This window comes from Leeia speluncae (genome assembly GCF_020564625.1).
Classification (GTDB): domain Bacteria; phylum Pseudomonadota; class Gammaproteobacteria; order Burkholderiales; family Leeiaceae; genus Leeia; species Leeia speluncae.
Map to the genome: position 1 here is coordinate 1 of NZ_JAJBZT010000003.1, position 24,138 is coordinate 24,138.

Consider the following 24,138-nt stretch of genomic DNA (forward strand, 5'->3'; position numbering starts at 1 on the left):
CTCTAGCACAGCGATATTTTTAACGCCGTGGTTCTTGGCCAAGTAGTAGGCCGTTGCCAAGCCGTGGCCGCCACCACCAATGATAATCACATCATAGGATGGTTTTAGCTGCGGGCTGGTCCAGGCAGGTTCCCAGCCTTTGTTATGCTTGAGCCCTTGCTTGAACAGGCTCCACAGGGAGTAGCGATTTTTGGACATGGTTCATCCCGATCTAATAAGAATACGGTGAAGAAAAGCAGTAAAAAATTTGATTTTTATACCCGCTTTCCCGATGGTGCTATTCTTCAAATTCGGCGGCACCTCTGATTGACATGAACGGACAATGATTTGCAGAATTTCGACAAGACTGAGAAAAAACGGCGTTTTTAAGCTACTTTCTTTGGCCTTCACCCGCTCTTTCATCTAATTAGCCAACTAATCAGTACGGTTAGCAAGAAGACAACATACCAATAGCCTATTTGTAAAGTCACTAGGGCGAATTGTCACAAAAGCGTAAAATTAACTACTTAATTAATTTTCGTCAGTCCTCCCAAAGCGATCTGACGTTCTTTTTGTTGTGAGTTGGTTTTGAAATACTTGTTTGTCTGTGTTGCTCTACTCCTTTCTGGCCTCTCTTCGGCCGAGAATTTAAGAGTAATTGCAGAAGATGATTGGTTCCCTTATTCAGCCGAGATTAAAGGCAAGCCATCTGGCTTATCTGTTGATCTGGTTAAAGCGGCTTATAATGCAGTAGGTACGCCAATCAACATGATCACACTACCTTACGCGCGGTGCATGAAATTACTCGAAGCAGGCAAAGAGCCCGTCTGCTTTGATACCAGTAAAGATTCTGCCACCCTGCCAAAATACCTTTTTTCTGATGAGCCGCTCTATATTGCACGAATCGCCATCTATGCAAAAACAGGACGGTTCTCTGCGCAAAACATCGGCCTATCCGATCTAATTGGCAGAAAAATTGGTCTGACAAATGGCTACACCTATGGCGATGCAGTTGAACAAAGTACAAGCATGTTGAAAGACTATTCCAACAGCGATCTTCATAGCCTTCGAAAGTTAGCCATTGGACGGGTGGATTACGTCTTAGCCTACGACCAAGTTGCTACCTACCTAATCAATATGCACAAAGAAGAACTAGCCGGCAAAATCAAACCGGTTGGATTAGCGCTAGAAGTCCCCATCTACGTCACTTTTTCAGCGACTCACCTAAAAGGTCGTTTTGCCAAAGATATGTTTGACCAAGGTTTTGCACTAATCAAGCGAAATGGCACCTACAGCCAAATCATGCAAAAGTGGCAAGCAGCAACGCCAACCAACTAACACCATCAATAAAGTAAAAAAGCCCCGTCAGATTCACTAACGAGGCTTTTAGATCAAACTGCTTTAATCAATCAACGTAATTGATTGTGCGGATCGATCACGTATTTCTTCGCCACACCTGCATCAAACTGCGCATAACCTTTTGGTGCATCGTCCAAAGAAATTAGCTCAACGTTTACCACGTCAGCAATGTTGATACGATTCCACAGAATCGCTTGCATCAACTGGTGGTTGTAACGCATCACAGGGGTTTGGCCAGTATGGAAGCTGTGTGCTTTTGCCCAACCTAGACCAAAGCGTACAGACAAGCTACCACGTTTAGCAGCCTCATCCACCGCACCCGGATCATCCGTCACGTAAAGACCAGGGATACCAATCTTACCGGCAACTTTCGTCACTTCCATGAGTGAGTTCAATACGGTAGCTGGCGCTTCGTGTTGAGAACCTGAATGGCCATGACCACGCGCTTCAAAACCCACTGCATCCACGGCACAATCCACTTCTGGCGTACCAAGGATAGCGGCAATTTGTTCACCCAGTGTAGCATCTTGAGACAAATCTACGGTCTCAAAACCAACTGCGCGAGCATGGGCCAAGCGTGCTTCGTTCATATCGCCAACAATTACCACTGCTGCGCCTAGTAGACGAGCAGAAGCAGCTGCAGCCATACCCACAGGGCCAGCACCAGCGACATAAACCGTTTTACCAGGACCAACACCTGCCATGACGGCACCGTGGTAACCAGTTGGCAGAATATCTGACAAGCAAGTCAAATCTTTGATCTTAGCTAGAGCTTGATCACGATCTGGGAACTTCAACAGGTTAAAGTCAGCATAAGGCACCATGACATACTCAGCCTGCCCACCAATCCAGCCACCCATGTCCACATAACCATAAGCACCGCCGGCACGTGAAGGGTTCACGCTCAGACATACACCGGTATTTTGCTCGATACAAGTACGGCAACGACCACACGCAACGTTAAATGGTACAGAAACCAGATCACCAACCTTCATGGTTTCTACATCAGCACCTACTTCAACCACTTCACCAGTAATTTCATGACCCAATACCAAACCAGCTGGCGCGGTGGTACGACCACGAACCATGTGCTGATCAGAGCCACAAATATTGGTAGACAACACTTTTAGAATCACACCATGGCCAATTTTACGACCTTGTGGATTCACTAATTCAGGAAAAGGAATATTTTGTACTTCGACCTTACCAGGACCTACATAAACAACGCCACGATTACCTGACATGAAATCTCCTCCTTCTATTATTGGTTGGAATGTCGGCAAATCACCCTCATCACTCATGAGAGCTTGTACATCATGTCAGTAAGTTGAAAAGGGTTTGACGCGAAAGGCGACCTTGAATTGATCGTGAACGACAAGGTCATGAAATAGAAAGAAAGTCTTATTCTGTATACGACAGCTTTGGTCACTAACCCAATGAAATATCAGATATATTTGCGTTTACATGAAAAAAATGGATACGATCTACGTATCCATTTTTTTAACTTTTTACAATCTTTGGCGACTCAGCGCCCCCATTTAAGTCTTCGGCAACGTCACTCCGACCTGCCCTTGGTACTTACCACCACGGTCACGGTACGAGGTTTCACAAATATCGTCAGAATCTGCCTCAAAGAACAAGACCTGCGCACAACCTTCGTTTGCGTAAATTTTTGCTGGCAGCGGTGTGGTATTCGAAAACTCTAGCGTCACATACCCTTCCCACTCAGGTTCAAATGGGGTCACGTTAACAATAATGCCGCAACGCGCGTAGGTAGACTTGCCCAAACAGATCGTCAACACTTCACGTGGAATGCGGAAATACTCTACTGTTCTTGCCAAGGCAAAAGAGTTAGGCGGGATAATACACACGTCGCCGACAAAATCGACAAAGTTATTGTGATCAAAATCTTTCGGATCAACGATGGTGCTGTTGATATTGGTAAAAATCTTGAATTCGTTTGCACAACGAATATCGTAACCATAACTAGACGTTCCGTAAGAAACAATCCGGTTACCATTTACTTCTTTCACTTGGCCAGGCTCGAACGGCTCAATCATGCCGTGTTCAGTCGCCATTTTGCGAATCCACTTATCAGACTTAATCGACATGCCAACTACTCCACATTCTTATTTAATGAAGTCAGACTTAACACAGTAAATGTTTAGCTATTCTGAATCACAATTTTCGGGAACTTGCTGCTGAAGTCTTGCTGCATTTGGCCGACTTTAACCGCTACTTTACGTGCAATTTCTTGATAAATCGCCGCGACTTTTCCATCTGGTTCAGCCACTACACTTGGCTTACCTTCATCTGCGTTTAATCGAATAGATAAATCAAGTGGCAATTTACCTAATACATCAATATGGTAGTCTTCCGCCATCTTCACGCCGCCACCCTCACCAAAAATTGGCTCTGCATGACCGCAATTCGAACAAATATGTACGCTCATATTTTCAACGATACCTAGAATCGGTACGTTGACCTTTTCAAACATCTTCAAACCTTTACGCGCATCAATCAATGCAATGTCTTGCGGCGTGGTAACAATCACCGCACCGGTAACCGGCACTTTTTGTGCTAGCGTCAACTGAATATCACCTGTACCCGGTGGTAAATCAATCACTAGGTAGTCCAGGTTATCCCAGCGAGTTTCATTAATCAGTTGCAGCAACGCCTGTGTCACCATCGGACCACGCCAAACCATTGGCTGTTCTGGATCAATCAAGAAACCAATCGACATGGTTTGAATACCGTGTCCAATAATTGGCTGCATTGATTTGCCATCAGGTGACTCTGGCTGTTTGCCTTCAACGCCAAGCAAAGTTGGCTGAGATGGACCGTAAATATCCGCATCCAACATCCCAACGCGCGCACCTTCCGCTACTAAGGCCAAGGCCAAGTTAGCTGCGGTAGTAGATTTACCTACGCCACCTTTGCCACTCGCGACTGCAATCACGTTTTTCACGCCTGGAATATGTGGCACACCACGTTGCGCCGCATGAGCAACCACTTCGCTACGCATCATAATCGTTGCGTCTACACCCGCCTCTGCTTTTAGCTTCGCTTTAATCTCATCTGTAAACTGTGGAATAAAACGATTCGCAGGATAAGGTAGCACAATGTCCACCTCCGCCTTACCCGCCGACTCGGTCACTCGTTTTACACATTTACCCGAAACCAGATCTTTTCCAGTGTGTGGGTCAACAATATCTTTTAATACGTCTTGTACGCTCGCCATTACGGATTCTCGATTACTCAACAGTGAGTCTATAGAGACAATCACTCTTGCTAAAAATTCGGTTCAAAAAAGAGATTTTAAACCAAAAAAGGGTAACTGCTCGACAGAAAACGACAAGAGGATGCTGACATAGTTTAAAATACCCGATTATCTAATGATTTAACCTAATTCTGAGTGCAAACAGACATGACTTCTGCTCCGTTTACCAAGCGAAAAATTCTGGTGACCAGCGCACTACCATATGCGAATGGTCCGATTCACCTAGGCCACATCCTGGAACATATCCAGACAGACGTTTGGGTCCGCTTCCAGAAAATGCGTGGTCACGACTGTTTCTACGTTTGTGCCGATGATACCCACGGCACACCAGTGATGCTGCGTGCTGAAAAAGAAGGCATTACGCCAGATGAACTCGTTGCACGTATGCAAGAAGAGCACGTGGCGGACTTCCGTGGCTTCCTGATTGGCTACGACAACTACTACACCACCAACTCGCCAGAAAACAAGAATCTATCTGAAGGTATCTACAATGCGCTAAAAGCCAATGGCAAAATTGCTGTTCGCACCATTAGCCAATTGTATGATCCAGAAAAGAACATGTTCTTGCCTGATCGCTTCGTGAAAGGCGAGTGCCCGAAATGTAGCGCAAAAGATCAATATGGTGATTCTTGTGAGGCTTGCGGCGCTACTTACAGCCCAACCGAACTAAAGAACCCTTACTCGGCCGTGTCTGGTGCGACACCAGTGATTCGTGAATCTGAGCATTTCTTCTTTAAGCTAGGAGAATGTGCCGATTATCTAAAATCTTGGACAAGCGGAGAAACCAAACTACCTGATGGCCGCGTGCAGCCACACCTACAAACTGAATCCCTCAACAAAATGAACGAGTGGATTGAAGGTGGCTTGGCAGATTGGGATATCAGCCGTGATGCCCCTTATTTTGGCTTCCCAATTCCTGGCACCAATGGTGAAAAATTCTTCTATGTTTGGCTAGATGCACCAATTGGCTACATGGCTTCATTTATGAACCTTTGCCAACGATCTGGCCTAGATTTTGATAGCTATTTTGGAAAAGACTCTGATGCCGAGTTGTATCACTTCATCGGTAAAGACATTCTGTATTTCCACGCACTATTCTGGCCTGCCACCTTGCATTTTAGTGGCTACCGCTCTCCAACCGGCGTATTTGCGCACGGTTTTGTGACGGTTGACGGGCAAAAGATGTCGAAGTCTCGCGGCACCTTCATTAATGCCAGCGTGTACTTAAAGCATCTCAACCCAGAATACCTACGCTACTACTTTGCGGCAAAGCTAAACAACAAGATTGAAGATATCGATCTGAGCTTGGATGACTTTATTGCTCGCGTGAATAGCGATCTAGTAGGTAAGTTCATTAACATTGCTAGCCGCTCTGCTGGCTTTGTGAAAAAACGCTTTGATGGCAAGCTAGCCTTAGAAGCAGACCAGCCAGAACTATTAACCAAGCTTCAAGCTGCAGCCGATGAAATCGCTAGTCACTATGAGCTACGCGATTACGCGAAAGCGATGCGCGACATCATGGCATTGGCAGATTTAGCCAACCAATACGTTGACGAGAAAAAGCCTTGGGACTTAGCCAAACAAGAAGGTGCTGACGCCGAACTACACAAAGTGTGTACCACCGCGATTAACTTGTTCCGCTTACTCGCCATTTACTTAAAACCAGTCTTGCCAGCGCTATCTGAAAAAGTGGCCGCTTTCTTAAATGTGGCAGAACTACAGTGGCAAGATAGTCAGCAATTGTTGTTAGGCCATGAAATTCAGGCTTATCAGCACTTGATGACCCGTATCGACAAAAAACAGATTGATAATATGATTGAAGAAAACAAACAAGGGATGGAAGCGCCAGCTGCTGCACCAGCAGCGCCTAGCATCGAACCAATTGCAGATACAGTGACCATCGATGACTTTGCGAAAGTCGATCTTCGCGTTGCATTAATTGTGAATGCAGAGCACGTAGAAGGCGCGGCCAAACTACTGAAGCTAACGTTAGATGTTGGCGAAGGTCGTCACCGCACTGTCTTCTCAGGTATTAAAGCTTGGTACGATCCTGCAACACTGGTTGGCAAACACACCGTGATGATTGCGAACCTTGCCCCACGCAAGATGAAGTTTGGTCTATCAGAAGGCATGGTATTGGCAGCAAGTGGTACAGATGATGACAGCGGCGTGTTCTTGATGGAACCACATGAAGGCGCAAAACCAGGGATGCGTATTCGCTAATCTCGGTTTTACCCAGCCAATAAAAAAGCTAGGATTCTTCCTAGCTTTTTTATTGGGTAGATCGTCACGTTTGAATTCAAGACATTAATTGAGGAATAGAGCTGACCCTCGGTTGGCGATTATCCTGATGATATTCAGCCACCCATTTCTCCACTTTGTCTGCCGGCATTGGTTTTGAGAATCCATAACCTTGACCTAAGAAGCATCCCATCTCCAACAATGCTGCGGCATGCTCTAAAGTCTCTACCCCTTCTGCAACCACATTCCGCTGGAAAGCGGTTGTGAGTCCAATAAGCCCCTGCACAATCGCAAGGTCCTCAGGGTCTTGCAGCATATCTCGCACAAACGATTGATCAATCTTCAATGTTTCAGCAGGTAATCGTTTAAAGTAGGTCAGCGAAGAATAACCTGTGCCAAAATCATCCAAGGCAAATCGCACTTTCAGGGCTTTTTGACACGCCGTCATAATATCTGACACACGGCTAATGTCATTCAATGCCGTGGTTTCCAAAATTTCAAACTCAATCAAACGTCCTGGCACGGTCGAATGACGGTTCATCACTTTCGTTAAGCGCTCTAAAAACTCTGCTTGCTGTAAGTGTTCCCCCGAAATATTAATACTAACCGGCAATTCCATATCATGAGACAACCAGAGTTCCTGTTGCTTCAAGACAGTCTCAATCACCCATTCGCCAAGTGGAATCGCCAATTCTGTACCTTCGACATCCGGCAAGAATCGACCTGGCAACAGCATGCCCCACTCTGGGTGGTTCCAACGAATCAACGCCTCTAAACCAACCACTTCATGTGTGCGCATATCAATTTTTGGCTGGTAATAGAGTATAAACTCCCCTTGCGCCAACCCAGACTGAATACGCTCTAAGCGAGTACGCTTTGTACGCTCTTTACGATCTAGCACAGAGTCAAAGAAGGTATAACGGTTTCGCCCAGCCTGCTTCGATTGATACATAGCCAAATCTGCATGACGAAGCAGCGTATCACCATCCACATCATCATGAGGGAAAAGCGCCACACCGATACTCGCGGAAACTGAGAGTGGTCGGCCTTGCAACCAAACCGGCCGGGCAATCGATTCTAGAATGCGGTCTAATGTATGCTCACAATCCGTTAATGCGGCGAGGTCAGTTAGCAATAACACAAACTCATCGCCCCCCAACCTAGCAACTGTGTCTTGGTCTCTTAATTCAGCACGGAAACGGTTTGCCATCTCAATGAGTAAACGATCCCCCGTATCATGACCAAAGGTATCGTTAACCGGCTTAAATCCATCCAAATCTAAGAAACAGACGGCCAGCATTTTGCCACGACTAATAGATTGCATCATGGCAGACTCAAGCCTAGAGGCTAACATCACTCGGTTAGGCAGCTGAGTCAGAGCATCAAAATTCGCTAAATGCTCTAGCCGTTTTTGCTGCTCTTTCAAGACAGAAATATCAGAGAATACAGCGATGTAATGCTTCGGATTATTATCGTTACACGCTTCTGCCACACTAGTAATCGTTAACACTTCAGGGTATACCTCCCCTGATTTCCTTCTATTCCACACCTCTCCATTCCAAAAACCGGTCGAACTCAGCGAAGACCACATTTCTTTATAGAAATGCTCATCATGTCTGCCAGATTGTAATATTCGAGGGCTCTTGCCAATGACATCTGCTTTGTCATAGCCTGTAATCAACGTAAAGGCAGGGTTTACTTCCAAGATGCGTGTATTGGCATCAGTAATCACAATTGCATCATGTGCATTTTCAAACACACTAGCGAGCAACTTTAGTCGTTGCTCAAACTCGATACGCTCTGAAATATCTGTCGCAATACAACCTACCGCAATGACCTCACCATCTGGAGATAACACTGGAAATGCCATCATCAGGTAGGTTTTTGCTTCATTTTTTACAGTGACTTGCAATTCGGTCCGATAGTTCTGCCGAGCCGCAATCGTTGGCTGCAACGCCTCCCATTGCATCAGGATTGGCTCTTGAATAGCTAAATCAGACCAAGAACGACCAACCAAACCAGCACCAAGTAAGCGTTCACAAGCTTGGTTTGCAAATATAAAGCGCCCAGTCATATCTAGCATGCAAATAATGTCAGGACTATTATCAATAAACTGCTGAAGTACCTTTTGCTGCTCTCTAACTTGATACTCAACTTGCTTAATTGCCGTAATGTCGTGCGCAATCCCCGCGGTCCCAATTAGCGCCCCATTGGCATCCGCCACTGGCACTCGCACATATTGGAATGAGCGCATCTCACCCGCGTTATCTTTCAATAACAACTCGGTGCGGTAATGTTTGCCTTGGTAAATCGCACTTTTGTCATACATTTCTAACATCGCCACCACTGGTGACGGCAACAACGCTTTCGCTAGCTTGCCTTGGATGGATTGTTTACTCATCCCAACAAAACTTGCAAATGCTTGGTTTACCACTAAGTAGCGTCCATCTAAGTCAGAAATCCACGCCAAATCGGGCATGCCATCTAAAAGTGCTTGGATGTGGGAATCTTTTGTATTAGAAACATGCAATAAATTTTCAGCGATTTCTAAAGCATGTAAATAAGAGCGGCGCCACTCCATGACCAACCGCATCAGGATAATGCCTAATAAGATAAGCCCCGCCACAGCCCCCGCCGCATAAATATACCAACCATTAAATACGTGGCGAACACTTTGCCCGATCACAATGTAAAACGGAAAATTCGCTACCTTTTTATAGGAGTACAAGCGTTTTTCACCATCGACTGTTGAGATGAAAGTCAACTGTCCTTCTGGTTTACGCGTCAGAATGGCATCCCCAATCGGAGATTGATACAACGGTTTTCCCATTTGGTTAAATGGCATCGGATGCCTAGCAACCATGAGCGCATCCATGTCATACAAACCAATTGCATCTGTCCCACTATCAAAGGTTTTGTAATATGAGGAGAACAACTCGGCGGGCAGCGCCACCTGAACAAGGCCAATAAAGTTTCCTTTTTGGTCATTCATTCTCCTGCTGAGTGTAATTACCCAATTTTTAGTAAAACGAGCAAAAATTGGTTTAGAAATAATTAACCCAGCATTGGGATCACTTTTTTGGCGGATAAAATAACTACGATCAGAAATAGAAATAGAAGAGTGCTTCCCCTCCGCATCATAGATCAGATGACCTGTTACCCCAATCACACGCAAACTTTGCGACTCAGGTAATAGCTTAAGAAGTTCAGATAAACGTTTATCGACAATTGAACGTTCCAGATTCGAAGCCAATTGTGGAGAAATTTCTAAAACGGCTTGCTGCAAAATCACATCAGACTTAATTAGCGTAGCAGACAAGTGCTCCTCTAATGCCCTCACCATATTTTTTTGGTTGGTAAACGCAAGAGACTCTTCTCTTTGACGCATTGCCAATAATCCAAAAAATACCAACGCGGTTACCCCTGCAAACAGCAGAGCAACCAGCGCATAAGATAAATGCTGTCTATGATGAGATATTTTTAAATCCGACATTTCATTTCAATAAGCGATTTACAGCCAAATATTGCAATTGGCATAGATAAGCGTTTCAGACACCGCCGGATTGTGCTAGAAAAAAACAAAAATATTATTGAGTCACATCAATCGAACAATCATATTCATCAATAAATACAAAAATTTACTTTTCCAAAACTGATATAAAGCAATGCAGATATTATTTTTTGAATTAGACTTAAAGAACGCAAAAACAAGACCAAATTTAAATAGCCAAACCCCGTGAAAAATACAGCATTCTCACTCGCCCAAGTACCATTTGAGCAGATGTTTCAAGCATCGGCATTGCCTATGCTAATCATCTTGCCAAAGACGGGCGAAATTGTAGAAGCCAATCAGGCTGCCGCACATTTTTACGGATTCTCTATTTCAGAAATCTGTCAGCGCACGATCTTTGATTTCAATACTTTAACGCGTGAAGAAGTCTTACAAGAAATGCGGTTAGCCGCAGCATACAATAAGAACACTTTTCGTTTTGAGCACCGCTTAGCAGACCACAGCGTACGACAAGTTGAAGTCATTTCGACCCCATTGATGCATGGTCCAGATGCGCCACTGTGTAGCGTCATTCACGATGTATCTGAGTTTTTCACCATTCAACAACGTGAACAGCTGATTCAGCAAACATTAGAAAAGCACTACCACCTGCTGCACGCCGTACTCAATGGCACGCATAAGCGCGCCATGTTAGTAGTAGACCCGACAGGGGTATTACGCTTACTGAATAAGCCAGCAGAAAATATTTTAGGATTGCACCCTGTTCAAGCGACAGGTAAACCACTAGCGACCACCTTATTTGGTGAAGAAATCATTGCTAATATTCAGCGTGAATTATCTCTGCCAGCATCTACCCCTTTAGCATGGCCAACATTGTTTGCAAAAATTGAAGCGCATGCGCTACAGGCAACAAAAGGTTGGGTCCGACCTGAAGGACTCCCTGCGTTCAGAGCTGAGGTTCACTTCTCGACACTAAAAGAAGAGTCCGACACCGTCAGTGGATTGCTCATCCTTATCGAAAACATCGAGAACCAAGAGCAAGCGGCTGAAAAATTAAAACTTGCTGCCAGCGTATTTTCTGAAGCGAGCGAGGGCATTTTAATCACGAGTACAGACGGCAAAATTCTGGATGTAAACCAAGCATTTTGCATCATGACCGGTTACGACAGGCAAGAACTCGTCGGTCAAAACCCGCGAATGCTCAAATCAGGTCATCAGGAACCACATTTTTATCAACAAATGTGGGAAAGTATTCATGCAACAGGCCACTGGTTTGGAGAGTTATGGAATCGTCGTAAGAATGGTCAAATCTACGCTGAAGAATTAACCATTACGGCAGTCAAAGACGACCAAGGAAAAGTAAGCCACTATATTGGCTTACTCTCTGATATTACGGATCGCAAACACCAGCAAGCGACCATCGAACATCTTGCCTACTATGATGCACTCACCCAATTACCGAACCGTATATTACTGGGCGATCGTATGCGCCAAGCCTTGGCGCACAATGCCAGAGGACATGGACTAATCGCTGTTTGCTATCTCGATTTAGATGGCTTTAAACCAGTTAACGATAAATATGGCCATAAAACCGGAGATCTATTATTAATTGAAGTCGCAAAACGCCTGCAAGATTGTGTTAGAAATCACGATACCGTTGCTCGCCTAGGCGGGGATGAGTTTGTGATCGTGATGACCCAAATCAACACCCCAGAGGAAACCGATCGCATTCTGCATCGAGTACTTCACACCTTGCATAAAACCTTCCGCATTGATGGCTACCCAGACATTCATGTTGGCGCAAGTATTGGTGTGGCGCACTACCCAGTCGACGGTCAAGATGCCGACACGCTACTGCGCCATGCAGATCATGCGATGTATCAGGCAAAAGATGCAGGCCGCCACACTGTGCATTACTTCAATCCGGCACAAGATGAGCAAATTCATCAACATCACCAATTCAGGAACGAGATTCGCCGTGCACTGGAAGACGATGCATTTACGCTGCATTGGCAACCGTGGGTAGATTTAAGCAGTGGCAAAATTTTGGGGTACGAAGGCCTACTTCGCTGGGTGAAAGACAACCGAAACATCTGGCTTCCGGCAACGTTTCTAGAGCGTCTAGAAAATGACAACCTCTTAATCGCCATTGGTAATCGCGTACTTGAACAAGCCTACGAAGCGCTTGATCAAACCTTCCAATACAACATTGCCAAACCGATTAGCCTCAATATTTCATTGCGGCATTGGCAGGGCAAAACATTTATCCAAAAATTAAGACAACTTAGCGAAACGCACCCTCGTGTACCATCCTCTTTTATTTCGCTAGAAATTAAAGAGTCAGAACTCCTCGCTAATATGGATGAATTAAAACCCATTATTCGAGAAGTAAGAGGCTTAGGCTATAAGGTCATCATTGATGGTTTAGGTGCAAAAACAGAGGTCACCGATTACCCTTACTTAGCATTGGCAGACGCCGTCAAACTATCTTCTTACTTGCTACATGACATGCTTGAAAATGATCAAGCACTTCTGCATGTACAAACATTGCATCTGGCATGCCAAAAGCGAAATGTCCCGATCATTGCCAAGCAACTCGAATTAATCGAGCAAATTGTTGTGCTACTTCGTTTAGATATTACCCAAGGGCAAGGGTATGCGATTTACCCAACCCTATCTGCTCTTCCATTACAGCCTAGCGAAGAGCCCAACATTGAACTCAACGTGCCCACACTTCACCTTGCTTGGCCGATTGATGATAGCGCCTTAGCAACCGCGATCCCGGAGCACCGTCGCTGGCTGCAGAAACTGCATAAACTGATGCTAGATGGAGCAACATTTCCTTATCAAAAAGGAAATACACTCGATTGTTGCCGATTAGGCGATTGGATGCACGGCAAAGGGCAGCGCTGGGCACATCTACCAGAATTTAATAAATTAGAAAAAGAGCACCAGCATTTCCGTCGTCTAGTCAGCGAGGCCGTCGCTGCCATTCAAACCGCACCGCAAAATATGCCTGGCATTCTTGATCAAGCCACTTCTGAATTAGGCAGAATGGCCGACACCGTTGATTTATTGATTCACGACATTACAAAAAACTCTAAATAATCGATTGCATAGATGCCATGCCAGATTAGATTTGATGTATTAATACGAATACCCAACAACCACCTTGGGTAACCGTCATAAAAAGATAAGCAACTACCAACTAATTTCTTCGAAAATGTTATAATGCACGACCAAAATGACATTCATTGTGAGGAATTTATGGGTTTTTTGTCTAACAAACGAATCCTGATTACTGGCCTGCTATCTAATCGCTCCATTGCATACGGTGTAGCTCAAGCCATGCACAAACAAGGCGCTGAACTGGCCTTCACCTACATGAATGAAGACCTTAAAGGTCGTGTGGCTGAAATGGCCAAAGAATTCGGTAGTGAAATTCTGATTCGCTGTGATGTATCTAGCGATGAAGAAATTAGCAGCATGGCTTCAGAGTTAGCAAAACACTGGCCAACATTTGATGGTTTTGTTCACGCAATTGCATTTGCACCACGCGAAGCACTTGCTGGCGATTATCTAGATGCCGTTAGCCGTGAAAATTTCCGCGTTGCGCATGACATCAGTTCATACAGTTTTGCAGCAATGGCAAAAGCCACTCGCAGCATGCTAAATGAAAACTCTGCACTAGTAACATTGTCTTACTTGGGTGCCGAACGCGTCATGCCAAACTACAACGTGATGGGTCTTGCAAAAGCTAGCCTTGAAGCAAACGTACGTTACATGGCAACTAGCCTAGGTGCACAAGGCCACCGTGTAAATGCAATTTCCGCAGGTCCAATTCGTACCCTAGCAGCAAGTGGTATCGGTAACTTCCGCTCACTACTAAAAATCGCAGAATCTCGCGCACCATTGAAGCGTAACGTTTCCATCGAAGAAGTTGGTAACGTAGTAGCATTCATGATGAGTGACCTAGCTAGTGGCATTACTGGTGAAGTCACCTACGTGGATGCGGGCTTTAATATTACCGCAGGCGTATTAGACGAGGCAGCTAGCTAATCGAAGCTACCCGCCCCATAAAAAAACCGGACATTTTTGTCCGGTTTTTTTATGGGCATCATTCTCATGCTTTACCCACCCTGCCAAACGTCACATTTTCATGCGCAAGAATGAATAAAAAAACGCCCAGCGGGCGTTCTTTTATTCAACAGGACTCATCATCCCATAAAGATAATACATTACTGCTGCGCAGCAGCTCCTAGAAGCTTAGGATAAACCTTCACAGGCATCTCAGCTTGTAACCACTTCTGATAAGAAACAACCTCGCCCTCAGCTAGCATTTCGGTCATTTTCTGTTTTAGCGCGGCTTTTTGTTCTGCAGTTAATGCCAGTGGAGAGGTAGATTTATCCACCTTCAATAGCGCAACACCACCATCCGGCAGATCCGTCACCACAAATGAAGATTTTCCAGCAACCAACGGCGTTCCAAACACCGCTTTCAGCGCCTTATCATCTAACCCCTTACCATCCATTCGGTTAATCGATTGAACAGCAGACCACGTTAATTGAGCAGGCTTAGCCGCTTTGAGAGAAGCCAATTGTGCATTCGCGTCTTGCTTAGCCAATGCCAACGCTTTTTGCTTCAATAAAATCTCTTTAATTTGCGCAGAAGCTTCTTGCAACGGCTTCAAACGAGCTTTCTCATGTGCGGTAACACGCGCAGCTAACAAACGCCCCTGTCCAAGCTCAACGACTTCTGTGTTGTAGCCTTTTGAGATCACGTCCGCTTGAAACACCGCATCACGTACTTCCGCCTTGTTTAGGACTTCATCAACTGCTTTTGACTTATCTAGCCAATCACTATGTGCAATCGCAATCGCAAACTTAGTTGCTGCAGGCTGCAAAGATTTAGCCTCTTCATTCACTAAGTTCTTGAAGGTTTCGCTATCACGGTTTAACTTCGCACTTGCTTCTTTTAGCTTCAAATCAGATTCAATAGCAGCTTTAGCAGCCACAGGGTCACCAACCTTGATGTCGGTCACCTGGATGATGTGGAATCCGAACTCAGATTTTACAACACCACTAATCTGACCTTTATTTAGTGCATAAGCCGCATCAGAAAATGGCTTAACCATTTTATCTGAAGTAATTAAACCTAAATCGCCACCTTGCTGCGCACTACCTGTGTCATCCGATGCACGTTTCGCCACGTCAGCAAATGAATCTGGCTTCGCCTTTACTTCAGCCAACAGTTTTTCAGCCTTTGCTTTAGCTGCTGCCACATCTGCTGGTTTTGCCCCTTGAGGAACAGCAACTAAAATATGTCTTACTTGACGCTCTTCATATTTAGATTTTGTCTTTTCATAAATCGCATTTACCTCTTCAGGCTTTACCTGAATGCCCGCAGCCAATGTTTCAGGAGAAAACAGCACGTAATCAACTTTCACACGCTCTGGCACATTAAACTGTGATTTTTGCTTGTCGTAGTACGCTTTAATTTCCGCGTCGCTGACTGAAGCCTTGGCTAGATAGGCGCTAGGCTGAAATGGCACAACAGATACATCACGCTGTTCACTCATTAAATTCACGATGCTATCAAGCTGCGTTTTGCTAATAATGGTAGAAGTAGCAATTGGGCCTAGTAAGTTTGAAACAGCCAATTGTTTTCTGGTGCTATCTTCAAATGCTTCGGCGGTTAAATTATTGTTCGCGAGCAACTCTTGGTAAGTTTTTTCATCAAACTTACCATTGCGTTGAAACACCTGCATTTGCGCAATGTTATTTCTTAAAGCACTATCCGTTGCAGTTAAATACAAACTGCCTGCTTGCTTATCTAACATCTTCTGGATAATCAAACGTTGTAATGCCGTATTTTTTTCTTCAGCACTGGCATTCTGACTATTCAGAGATTTCTCTAGTTCTTGCAAATCGATTTTAGCGCCGTCTACAGTGGCTACCGTCGTATCAGATACGCTGTTATAGGAACTTACACCAAAGCCAACAAAAGTCAGCGCAATGCCGCCTAACAGTACTTTAATCAATACTTGGTTTTTTTGGACAAAATCAAACATTCAAACGCCCTAGATCTCAAAGAGTCAGCAAAAAATTAATTTAAGAGGATAGCAGACTAAGCCACATACTGACTAGTCATGACATTCGCCATAGACACAAAGACATAGCGAAAAATGACAAGTTCAACAAAGCAGCTTGGAGCAATGAAAAAAACAAGTGACCTAGAGCAAACCTAGAAGCGACTAAATTTGAGAGGCTTGGGAGAATAGAGATTTTTGATTGGTGGGTGTTGAGGGATTCGAACCCCCGACCCCCTCCTTGTAAGGGAGATGCTCTACCAACTGAGCTAAACACCCAATCAAAAAAGAAGTTGTCAGGATAACCTAGACAGGAAAAGCTGGCGGAGCGGACGGGACTCGAACCCGCGACCCCCGGCGTGACAGGCCGGTATTCTAACCAACTGAACTACCGCTCCGGATAGAACAACATCTGACGTCAATCAGACTAAACGATTTGGCGGAGCGGACGGGACTCGAACCCGCGACCCCCGGCGTGACAGGCCGGTATTCTAACCAACTGAACTACCGCTCCAAATCGGGTGCGCTAAAACACGCTATTAAGTAACTGGTGGGTGTTGAGGGATTCGAACCCCCGACCCCCTCCTTGTAAGGGAGATGCTCTACCAACTGAGCTAAACACCCAATTACTTAATTTATTTTGACATTGCGTTGTTGGCGGAGCGGACGGGACTCGAACCCGCGACCCCCGGCGTGACAGGCCGGTATTCTAACCAACTGAACTACCGCTCCATACTTCGCAACATCAGAAGAGCGCGCATTTTACCGACTATAAAACTGCTTGTCTAGCATTTTTTTCGTCGCCAGCTAATTTATTTTTTAGCTGGTGGGTGTTGAGGGATTCGAACCCCCGACCCCCTCCTTGTAAGGGAGATGCTCTACCAACTGAGCTAAACACCCATTGCAGATTGCTTGCCCAATGATTTTGGACCGCAATCAGCAAAGAAGATTAGTTTACCGCATCTTTCAGAGTTTTACCAGCCCTGAATTTAGGAGATTTTGCAGCTTTGATATCAATTGGCTTGCCTGTACGTGGGTTACGGCCACTACGAGCAGCGCGCTCACCAACGTAGAAGGTGCCAAAACCAACCAAAGTCACCATATCACCTTTAGCCAACGCATCTTTTACAGCACCTAGCGTTGCATCTAGTGCGCGGCCAGCCGCTGCTTTGGAAATTTCTGCCTGTTCTGCGATTTGATCGATCAGTTCGGATTTATTCACTTCCGTCCCCTTTCAGTTTGGGTTTAAAGACGTTAACAGCACTCGATTTATAGCAAGCAGCAAATTGTTATGTCAAGCGGGAAAGCAAGCAAACACGGGGCTTTCAGCAAATATTCTGTAGATTTCACACAATACATGACATTCATTTGCAAAAAAACACCAGATGACAGTGTAATTGAACAATCATCTGGTGTTTTTATTCGTCATTACTAATTAATGTTTAGTAACTTTTGGAACTGTTTCTTCTTCCGGTTTTGCCACTAATTCAGCAACCGCCGTTGGTTCTGGTTCTGGCAATGGTTCTGGTTGACGCTCTAACGCTAACTCAAGCACCTGATCAATCCATTTAACCGGATGAATCGTTAGCTTCTGTTTAATATTGTCAGGAATGTCAGCCAAATCTTTCACGTTCTCGTGAGGAATCAATACATCTTTAATTCCTCCACGATGCGCTGCTAGCAGTTTTTCTTTCAAACCACCAATCGCCAATACTTCACCACGTAATGTGATTTCACCTGTCATCGCCACATCACATCTAACCGGGATACCAGTTAAAGAACTAACCAATGCGGTCGTAATGGCAATACCAGCAGATGGGCCATCTTTCGGTGTTGCTCCTTCAGGCAAGTGAATGTGGATATCTTGCTTTTGATAAAACTCGGCATCAATACCCAATCGCTTCGAACGACTACGTACCACGGTACGCGCCGCTTGAATCGATTCTTGCATCACATCGCCCAATTGACCCGTTTGGATCATATTACCTTTACCTGGCATCACCGCGCTTTCGATGGTTAATAATTCACCACCCACTTCCGTCCAAGCCAAGCCTGTTACCTGACCTACTTGGTTAGTTTGCTCTGCAATGCCATAGCTGTAACGACGAACACCAAGGTACTTATCCAGGTTTTTCGCGGTTACTTGTACTTTGCCATCTTTCGGTTTCAAAAGACGCGCCTTCACCACTTTACGGGCAACTTTACTAATTTCACGCTCTAATGATCGCACACCAGCTTCACGCGTATAGTAGCGAACAATATCTCTTACTGCGCTCTCTGCAATTTGGCACTCTTCTGCAGACAGGCCATTTGCCTCGAGCTGTTTTGGCACCAAATAGTTAAGTGCAATGCTTACCTTTTCGTCTTCGGTATAACCCGCTACACGAATCACTTCCATACGGTCTAGTAACGGACCAGGAATATTCAATGAGTTAGCGGTCGCAACAAACATAACATCAGAAAGATCGTACTCAACCTCTGCGTAATGATCGACAAACGTACCGTTTTGCTCTGGGTCTAACACTTCTAACAATGCGCTAGAAGGATCGCCCCTAAAGTCTTGGCCTAATTTATCTACTTCATCTAGCAAGAAAAGAGGGTTCTTAACAGTGACTTTTGTCATGTTCTGTAGAATCTTACCTGGCATAGAGCCAATATAAGTTCTACGGTGACCACGAATTTCAGCTTCGTCACGCACGCCACCCAAGCTCATACGAACAAACTTGCGGTTAGTTGCCTTCGCAATACTTTGTCCTAAAGAGGTTTTACCCACACCAGGAGGGCCAACCAAACATAGGATTGGGGCTTTTAGCTTATCTACACGTTGTTGAACAGCTAGATACTCCAAAATACGTTCTTTAACTTTTTCTAAACCAAAGTGCTCTTTATCAAGCAAGGTTTCAGCAGCGGCCAAATCTTTGCTGATTTTGGTTTTTTTCTTCCAAGGAAGATTCACCAACGTTTCGATGTAATTGCGAATCACGGATGCCTCAGCAGACATCGGAGACATTAAACGCAATTTCTTCAGCTCCGACTCGGCTTTCTCACGTGCCTCTTTTGGCATATGAGCGGCTTGAATTTTCTTCGCTAACTCTTCTAAATCTGCGCTTTCATCTCCCTCACCCAACTCTTTCTGGATGGCTTTTACTTGCTCATTTAAGTAGTACTCACGCTGACTCTTTTCCATCTGGCGTTTTACACGACCACGGATACGCTTTTCTACCTGAAGAATTTCAATTTCTGACTCCATCAGACCTAGCAAATGCTCCAGACGATCAACCACAGGGAACATTTCCAGAACTTCTTGTTTTTGCTCTAGCTTCAATGGCAAGTGTGCTGCCACGGTATCAGCTAGGCGACCAGCGCTTTCAATACCAGAAAGAGAAGTTAGTACTTCTGGTGGAATCTTTTTATTCAACTTCACGTACTGATCGCATTGGGCCAACATTGCGCGGCGCATTGCTTCTAGCTCTGGCGTTTCTGGTGAGGTGGTATCTACTGGCGTTGCTACCGCAGTAAAGAAGCCTTCGTCATCACTTACCGCAGAGATATCAGCACGATCACTACCTTCTACCAACACTTTAACCGTGCCATCAGGCAACTTCAGCATTTGTAGAATATTAGCCGTAGCACCGACTTCATATAAGTCTTCGGCAACTGGCTCGTCTTTATCTGGGTGTTTTTGCGCGACCAATAAAATGGTCTTGCCATTTTCCATGGCATATTCAAGCGCTTTAATTGATTTAGCTCTTCCGACAAATAGCGGAATTACCATATGAGGAAATACCACTACATCTCTTAGTGGTAACAATGGAAGCGCTGTTGCTTCCTCTTGAGTCAATACTTGTTCTGTCATTGCAATACTCACATATTGGCGGTGGCTTTGAGATAGCAGATGGCTACAAAACCCCAAAATTCAAGAGGGAAAGTTATATTTCGTTTATTTGCCCATTACAAAACGAAAAAACCACTAACCAATAATCGGCACAATTTGTTGTGCGCACTTCCAATCTACACCGAACAGGCTAGATATCAAAGTGTTTCAAACCAATTTTTTGATTTTTACGTGTTTGAGGATACGTGAATAGCCCTGTGCGATCACCAATAAAAAAGCCGATTTTGCAATCGGCTTTTTTATTTTAGACTGAAAGTCTCGAAAACAGCTTAACTGGCCTCTGATACCTTTGCGGCACCTTCACCATAAACCATCAGCGGCTTTCCACCATCATTGATGACACTCTCATCCACAACGACTTTTACGACGTTGTCGAGAGATGGTAATTCATACATGGTATCTAAGAGCGCTTGCTCAAGAATAGAGCGTAGCCCACGCGCACCAGTCTTACGCTTAATAGCTTTTCTGGCCACTGCATGCAATGCGGTATCTCTTACTTCTAGCTCAACTTCTTCTAAGCTAAATAGCTTCTGATATTGCTTCACTAATGCGTTACGAGGCTCAGTTAGTATCGTCACTAAAGCAGTTTCATCTAGCTCGGTCAAGGTTGCAACAACCGGCAGACGACCAATCAACTCAGGAATAATACCAAATTTGATCAAGTCTTCTGGCTCAGTTTCTTTAAACAGAGATGTCAGCGACTTTCCATCATCTTTGCTTCTTACTTGAGCAGAGAAACCGATACCGCCTTTTTCTGTACGGTCACGAATCACCTTATCCAAGCCATCAAATGCCCCACCACAAATGAACAAGATATTTGTCGTGTCAATCTGAATAAACTCTTGGCTAGGGTGCTTACGTCCACCTTGCGGAGGCACAGAGGCGACAGTACCTTCAATTAGCTTCAATAGCGCTTGCTGAACACCCTCACCAGACACATCACGTGTGATAGATGGGTTGTCAGACTTACGGGAAATCTTATCGATTTCATCGATATAAACGATACCGCGCTGCGCCTTCTCTACGTCGTAATCACACTTCTGTAGCAGCTTTTGGATGATGTTTTCAACGTCTTCACCCACGTAACCCGCTTCTGTCAGTGTAGTTGCATCTGCCATAACAAATGGCACATTCAACATACGAGCTAGCGACTGCGCTAGTAATGTCTTACCAGAACCAGTAGGACCCACTAGCAAAATATTACTTTTTGCTAGTTCTACATCGTCTTTTTTAGATGGATTGGCCAAACGCTTGTAGTGGTTATATACCGCTACAGACAGCGCCTTTTTGGCATGATCCTGACCAATTACATACTGATCAAGCTCATTTCGAATCTCAGACGGCGTTGGCAAGCGATTTTCGTTCGCCTGATTTTTTGCCTGATTTTGAATTTCTTCACGAATGATGTCATTGCAGAGATCAATACATTCATTACAAATGAATACTTGTGGACCTGCAATTAGCTTGGTTACTTCATGCTGGCTTTTGCCGCAAAAAGAACAATAAAGCAACTTTTCGTCGCCGCTTTTGCTCATGCCTAAACCTCAAATAAAGCGCTATTCCTATCAAGACAGAACCGCCGTGTGCAATAGCCGACGGCGGTTCTGACCACATACCTACATTGTGCGCTTCTAAAACGTAATTGCCAATATGCTGCTTGACTTTATCTGTTAAGCAGTCTGGCGATTCACGAGCACATCATCAATCAGGCCATAGTCTTTTGCTTCTGGCGCGCTCATGAAGTTATCGCGATCTGTATCACGTTCTAGCGACTCTACACTTTGACCTGTATGGTGAGCCAAAATTTCATTCATCCGTGCTTTTGTTTTCATCAACTCACGTGCATGAATTTCAATGTCAGATGCCTGACCTTGTAACCCACCCAACAATGGTTGGTGAATCATGATGCGTGAATTTGGAAGCGAGAAACGCTTACCTTTCGCACCAGCAGCAAGCAAGAATGCACCCATGCTAGCAGCCATACCAATACATAGTGTAGATACATCTGGTTTGATGAACTGCATGGTGTCATAGATTGACATACCAGCAGTTACCGAACCGCCTGGAGAGTTGATATACAGAGAAATATCTTTGTCTGGGTTCTCAGACTCCAGGAACAACAGCTGAGCAACGACTAAGTTAGCCGTTACATCATTGACCGGCCCCACAAGAAACACGACACGTTCACGCAACAGTCGTGAATAAATATCGTAAGAGCGTTCTCCACGACCGCTCTGTTCAATCACCATCGGAATATATCCGAGAGCTTCAGGCCCTTGCGGGGTAATGATCATGCTGTCATTAGGCATTATTCTGACCCATCAGTTCGTCAAAACTCAAAGCTTTCTCTTCTACTTTCGCACGTGAAAGCACCCAAGCAACTACGTTATCTTCTGTCGCTAGAGACTCTGGTCCTTCTAGGCGAGATGGGTCAGCATAGTACCAACGCACCACGTCTTCTGGTTGCTCGTAGCTAGCAGCAAAATCATCGATCACTGAGCGAACTTGTTCTGGAGTAGCGCGTAGAGACTCTGCATCTACCAAGTCAGACAAGATCAGGCCCAAAGCAACGCGACGCTCTGCTTCTTTAGTGAATATTTCTGGTGGGAATGGCATTTTGTTAACGTCCATACCACGAGATTGGAAATCTTTCTTGGTTTGTTCAACCAAGCGATTAACTTCCATAGAAACCAAAGATGTAGGCAAGTCAATTGGAGTAACGTCTAGCAATGCTTGCAATACGTTCTCTTTTACTTTGGTTTTCAAACGACGAGTTACTTCGCGAGTAACGTTCTCACGAATTTCGCCCTTCATTTTTTCTACGTCGCCGTCAGCTACGCCAAGTGTCTTAGCGAACTCTGCGTCAACTTCTGGCAATACAGCCTTAGCCACTGATTTAACAGTGATTTCGAACTGAGCTGTTTTACCAGCAACGTCTTTACCATGGTAGTCTTCTGGGAAGCTCAAGTCGAACACTTTGCTTTCGCCAGCTTTCAAGCCACGTGCTGCGTTTTCGAATTCTGGCAACATTTGGCCTTGACCAAGTTGGAATGCGAAATCGTTTGCTGAACCGCCTGCAAATGCTACGTCATCGATCTTACCTAGGAAATCAACCACTACGCGATCGCCATCTTCAGCAGCTGCGTCTGTTGTTTCGTAGTTAACGCGTTGCTTACGCAATACATCGATAGTTTTATCTACGGCTTCTTCAGACACTTCAGCAACTGGCTTCTCAACTGCTTTTTCAGCTAGATCGCCCAGTTTGATTTCTGGGTAAACTTCGAAAGTTGCAGAGAATTCGAAAGATTCTGCTGATGGCTCGCCTTCAACTGGCTCGAAACGTGGATAGCCAGCTACTTTCAATTCTTGTTCGCGAACAACATCGGTAAACGCGCTACCAACGGTCTCGTTCAATACGTCTTCACGTACTTGTAGACCATATTGTTGAGCAACGATATTTAGTGGGGCTTTACCTGGACGGAAACCTTGCACTTTAGCTGTACGCGCAACTTTTTTCAGGCGTACATCGACTTCTGCATTAATTTGGGTAAAAGGTACAGAAATCTTTACGCGGCGCTCTAGGGTGCTCACGGTTTCTACATTAACTGACATGTTAAAATTTCCTCAACAATTCAACAAGTTGCAACAATTTGCCTGATCGGCTCGCAGCGCATGTAATCATGCTTTGGGGCCGTCGGTGGGATTGTTGCAAAGAAAATCACCAGCCAAACGAGCGACTGCGGTTATAGCAAAAGCTCCCCATTATACGCGGGGGAGAATCAAT

The 24,138-nt window shown here is 44.9% G+C and carries 15 protein-coding genes and 6 tRNA genes; 4 read left to right on the forward strand and 17 right to left on the reverse strand.

Going from position 1 to position 24,138, the window contains the following annotated elements:
- A partial coding sequence (locus LIN78_RS05945; RefSeq protein ID WP_227179522.1) for an FAD-dependent oxidoreductase occupies positions 1–198 on the reverse strand: 198 nt, incomplete at its 3' end.
- Positions 199–567: 369 nt separating this feature from the next.
- Here LIN78_RS05945 and LIN78_RS05950 point away from each other — a divergent pair.
- The gene (locus LIN78_RS05950) at positions 568–1,317 is read left to right on the forward strand and encodes a substrate-binding periplasmic protein (RefSeq protein ID WP_227179524.1); all 750 of its coding nucleotides are present in this window, start codon (positions 568–570) and stop codon (positions 1,315–1,317) included.
- A 71-nt stretch (positions 1,318–1,388) separates the two neighbouring features.
- On the opposite strand, the gene fdhA is transcribed toward LIN78_RS05950, so the two are convergent.
- The 3 genes from fdhA to apbC form a co-directional block, all read right to left on the reverse strand.
- Positions 1,389–2,582: a formaldehyde dehydrogenase, glutathione-independent gene (gene fdhA, locus LIN78_RS05955; protein WP_227179527.1), complete on the reverse strand. Its 1,194-nt coding sequence runs from the start codon at positions 2,580–2,582 to the stop codon at positions 1,389–1,391.
- 294 nt (positions 2,583–2,876) lie between these two features.
- Positions 2,877–3,449, reverse strand: a complete 573-nt coding sequence (gene dcd / locus LIN78_RS05960) for a dCTP deaminase (RefSeq protein WP_227179529.1) — start codon at positions 3,447–3,449, stop codon at positions 2,877–2,879.
- 53 nt (positions 3,450–3,502) lie between these two features.
- Positions 3,503–4,579, reverse strand: coding sequence for an iron-sulfur cluster carrier protein ApbC (gene apbC, locus LIN78_RS05965; RefSeq protein WP_227179531.1), 1,077 nt, complete (start codon positions 4,577–4,579; stop codon positions 3,503–3,505).
- Positions 4,580–4,765: 186 nt separating this feature from the next.
- Between apbC and metG the strand changes: the two genes are divergently transcribed.
- Complete coding sequence (gene metG / locus LIN78_RS05970; RefSeq protein WP_227179534.1) at positions 4,766–6,841, forward strand: methionine--tRNA ligase; 2,076 nt, start codon at positions 4,766–4,768, stop codon at positions 6,839–6,841.
- Positions 6,842–6,917: 76 nt separating this feature from the next.
- Here the strand turns inward: metG and LIN78_RS05975 are convergent, their stop codons facing one another.
- Complete coding sequence (locus LIN78_RS05975) at positions 6,918–10,352, reverse strand: bifunctional diguanylate cyclase/phosphodiesterase (protein WP_227179536.1); 3,435 nt, start codon at positions 10,350–10,352, stop codon at positions 6,918–6,920.
- 243 nt (positions 10,353–10,595) lie between these two features.
- Here LIN78_RS05975 and LIN78_RS05980 point away from each other — a divergent pair, with 243 nt between their 5' ends.
- Positions 10,596–13,478, forward strand: coding sequence for a diguanylate cyclase domain-containing protein (locus LIN78_RS05980; RefSeq protein WP_227179538.1), 2,883 nt, complete (start codon positions 10,596–10,598; stop codon positions 13,476–13,478).
- A 159-nt stretch (positions 13,479–13,637) separates the two neighbouring features.
- Positions 13,638–14,429 carry an enoyl-ACP reductase FabI gene (locus LIN78_RS05985; RefSeq protein ID WP_227179540.1) on the forward strand — a complete coding sequence of 264 codons (792 nt, stop codon included), beginning with the start codon at positions 13,638–13,640 and terminating at the stop codon, positions 14,427–14,429.
- A 179-nt stretch (positions 14,430–14,608) separates the two neighbouring features.
- Here LIN78_RS05985 and LIN78_RS05990 read toward each other — a convergent pair whose 3' ends face one another.
- From LIN78_RS05990 to tig, 12 genes are all read right to left on the reverse strand, one after another.
- Complete coding sequence (locus LIN78_RS05990; RefSeq protein WP_227179542.1) at positions 14,609–16,441, reverse strand: SurA N-terminal domain-containing protein; 1,833 nt, start codon at positions 16,439–16,441, stop codon at positions 14,609–14,611.
- A gap of 221 nt (positions 16,442–16,662) precedes the next feature.
- Positions 16,663–16,738, reverse strand: a tRNA-Val gene (locus LIN78_RS05995).
- Positions 16,739–16,780: 42 nt separating this feature from the next.
- Positions 16,781–16,857: transfer RNA gene (locus LIN78_RS06000), tRNA-Asp, on the reverse strand.
- A 39-nt stretch (positions 16,858–16,896) separates the two neighbouring features.
- Positions 16,897–16,973: transfer RNA gene (locus tag LIN78_RS06005), tRNA-Asp, on the reverse strand.
- A 34-nt stretch (positions 16,974–17,007) separates the two neighbouring features.
- Positions 17,008–17,083 (reverse strand) — tRNA-Val (locus tag LIN78_RS06010).
- Between the two features lie 31 nt (positions 17,084–17,114).
- Positions 17,115–17,191: transfer RNA gene (locus LIN78_RS06015), tRNA-Asp, on the reverse strand.
- Between the two features lie 92 nt (positions 17,192–17,283).
- Positions 17,284–17,359: transfer RNA gene (locus LIN78_RS06020), tRNA-Val, on the reverse strand.
- Positions 17,360–17,408: 49 nt separating this feature from the next.
- Positions 17,409–17,681, reverse strand: a complete 273-nt coding sequence (locus LIN78_RS06025) for an HU family DNA-binding protein (RefSeq protein WP_227179544.1) — start codon at positions 17,679–17,681, stop codon at positions 17,409–17,411.
- Positions 17,682–17,894: 213 nt separating this feature from the next.
- Complete coding sequence (gene lon / locus LIN78_RS06030; RefSeq protein ID WP_227179546.1) at positions 17,895–20,315, reverse strand: endopeptidase La; 2,421 nt, start codon at positions 20,313–20,315, stop codon at positions 17,895–17,897.
- Between the two features lie 308 nt (positions 20,316–20,623).
- Positions 20,624–21,889: an ATP-dependent Clp protease ATP-binding subunit ClpX gene (clpX, locus tag LIN78_RS06035; RefSeq protein ID WP_227179548.1), complete on the reverse strand. Its 1,266-nt coding sequence runs from the start codon at positions 21,887–21,889 to the stop codon at positions 20,624–20,626.
- Positions 21,890–22,024: 135 nt separating this feature from the next.
- Positions 22,025–22,663, reverse strand: coding sequence for an ATP-dependent Clp endopeptidase proteolytic subunit ClpP (gene clpP / locus LIN78_RS06040; protein ID WP_284700246.1), 639 nt, complete (start codon positions 22,661–22,663; stop codon positions 22,025–22,027).
- Complete coding sequence (gene tig / locus LIN78_RS06045) at positions 22,656–23,966, reverse strand: trigger factor (protein WP_227179550.1); 1,311 nt, start codon at positions 23,964–23,966, stop codon at positions 22,656–22,658. The genes clpP and tig overlap by 8 nt, the downstream gene beginning before the upstream one ends.
- Positions 23,967–24,138 lie beyond the last annotated feature (172 nt).

Bases quoted from the DNA above. Each gene is read 5' to 3' on its own strand.
- fdhA (WP_227179527.1), bottom strand. From the start codon at position 2,582: ATGTCAGGTAATCGTGGCGTTGTTTATGTAGGTCCTGGTAAGGTCGAA.
- dcd (WP_227179529.1), bottom strand. From the start codon at position 3,449: ATGTCGATTAAGTCTGATAAGTGGATTCGCAAAATGGCGACTGAACAC.
- apbC (WP_227179531.1), bottom strand. From the start codon at position 4,579: ATGGCGAGCGTACAAGACGTATTAAAAGATATTGTTGACCCACACACT.
- metG (WP_227179534.1), top strand. From the start codon at position 4,766: ATGACTTCTGCTCCGTTTACCAAGCGAAAAATTCTGGTGACCAGCGCA.
- LIN78_RS05975 (WP_227179536.1), bottom strand. From the start codon at position 10,352: ATGTCGGATTTAAAAATATCTCATCATAGACAGCATTTATCTTATGCG.
- LIN78_RS05985 (WP_227179540.1), top strand. From the start codon at position 13,638: ATGGGTTTTTTGTCTAACAAACGAATCCTGATTACTGGCCTGCTATCT.
- LIN78_RS05990 (WP_227179542.1), bottom strand. From the start codon at position 16,441: ATGTTTGATTTTGTCCAAAAAAACCAAGTATTGATTAAAGTACTGTTA.
- lon (WP_227179546.1), bottom strand. From the start codon at position 20,315: ATGACAGAACAAGTATTGACTCAAGAGGAAGCAACAGCGCTTCCATTG.
- clpX (WP_227179548.1), bottom strand. From the start codon at position 21,889: ATGAGCAAAAGCGGCGACGAAAAGTTGCTTTATTGTTCTTTTTGCGGC.
- clpP (WP_284700246.1), bottom strand. From the start codon at position 22,663: ATGCCTAATGACAGCATGATCATTACCCCGCAAGGGCCTGAAGCTCTC.
- tig (WP_227179550.1), bottom strand. From the start codon at position 23,966: ATGTCAGTTAATGTAGAAACCGTGAGCACCCTAGAGCGCCGCGTAAAG.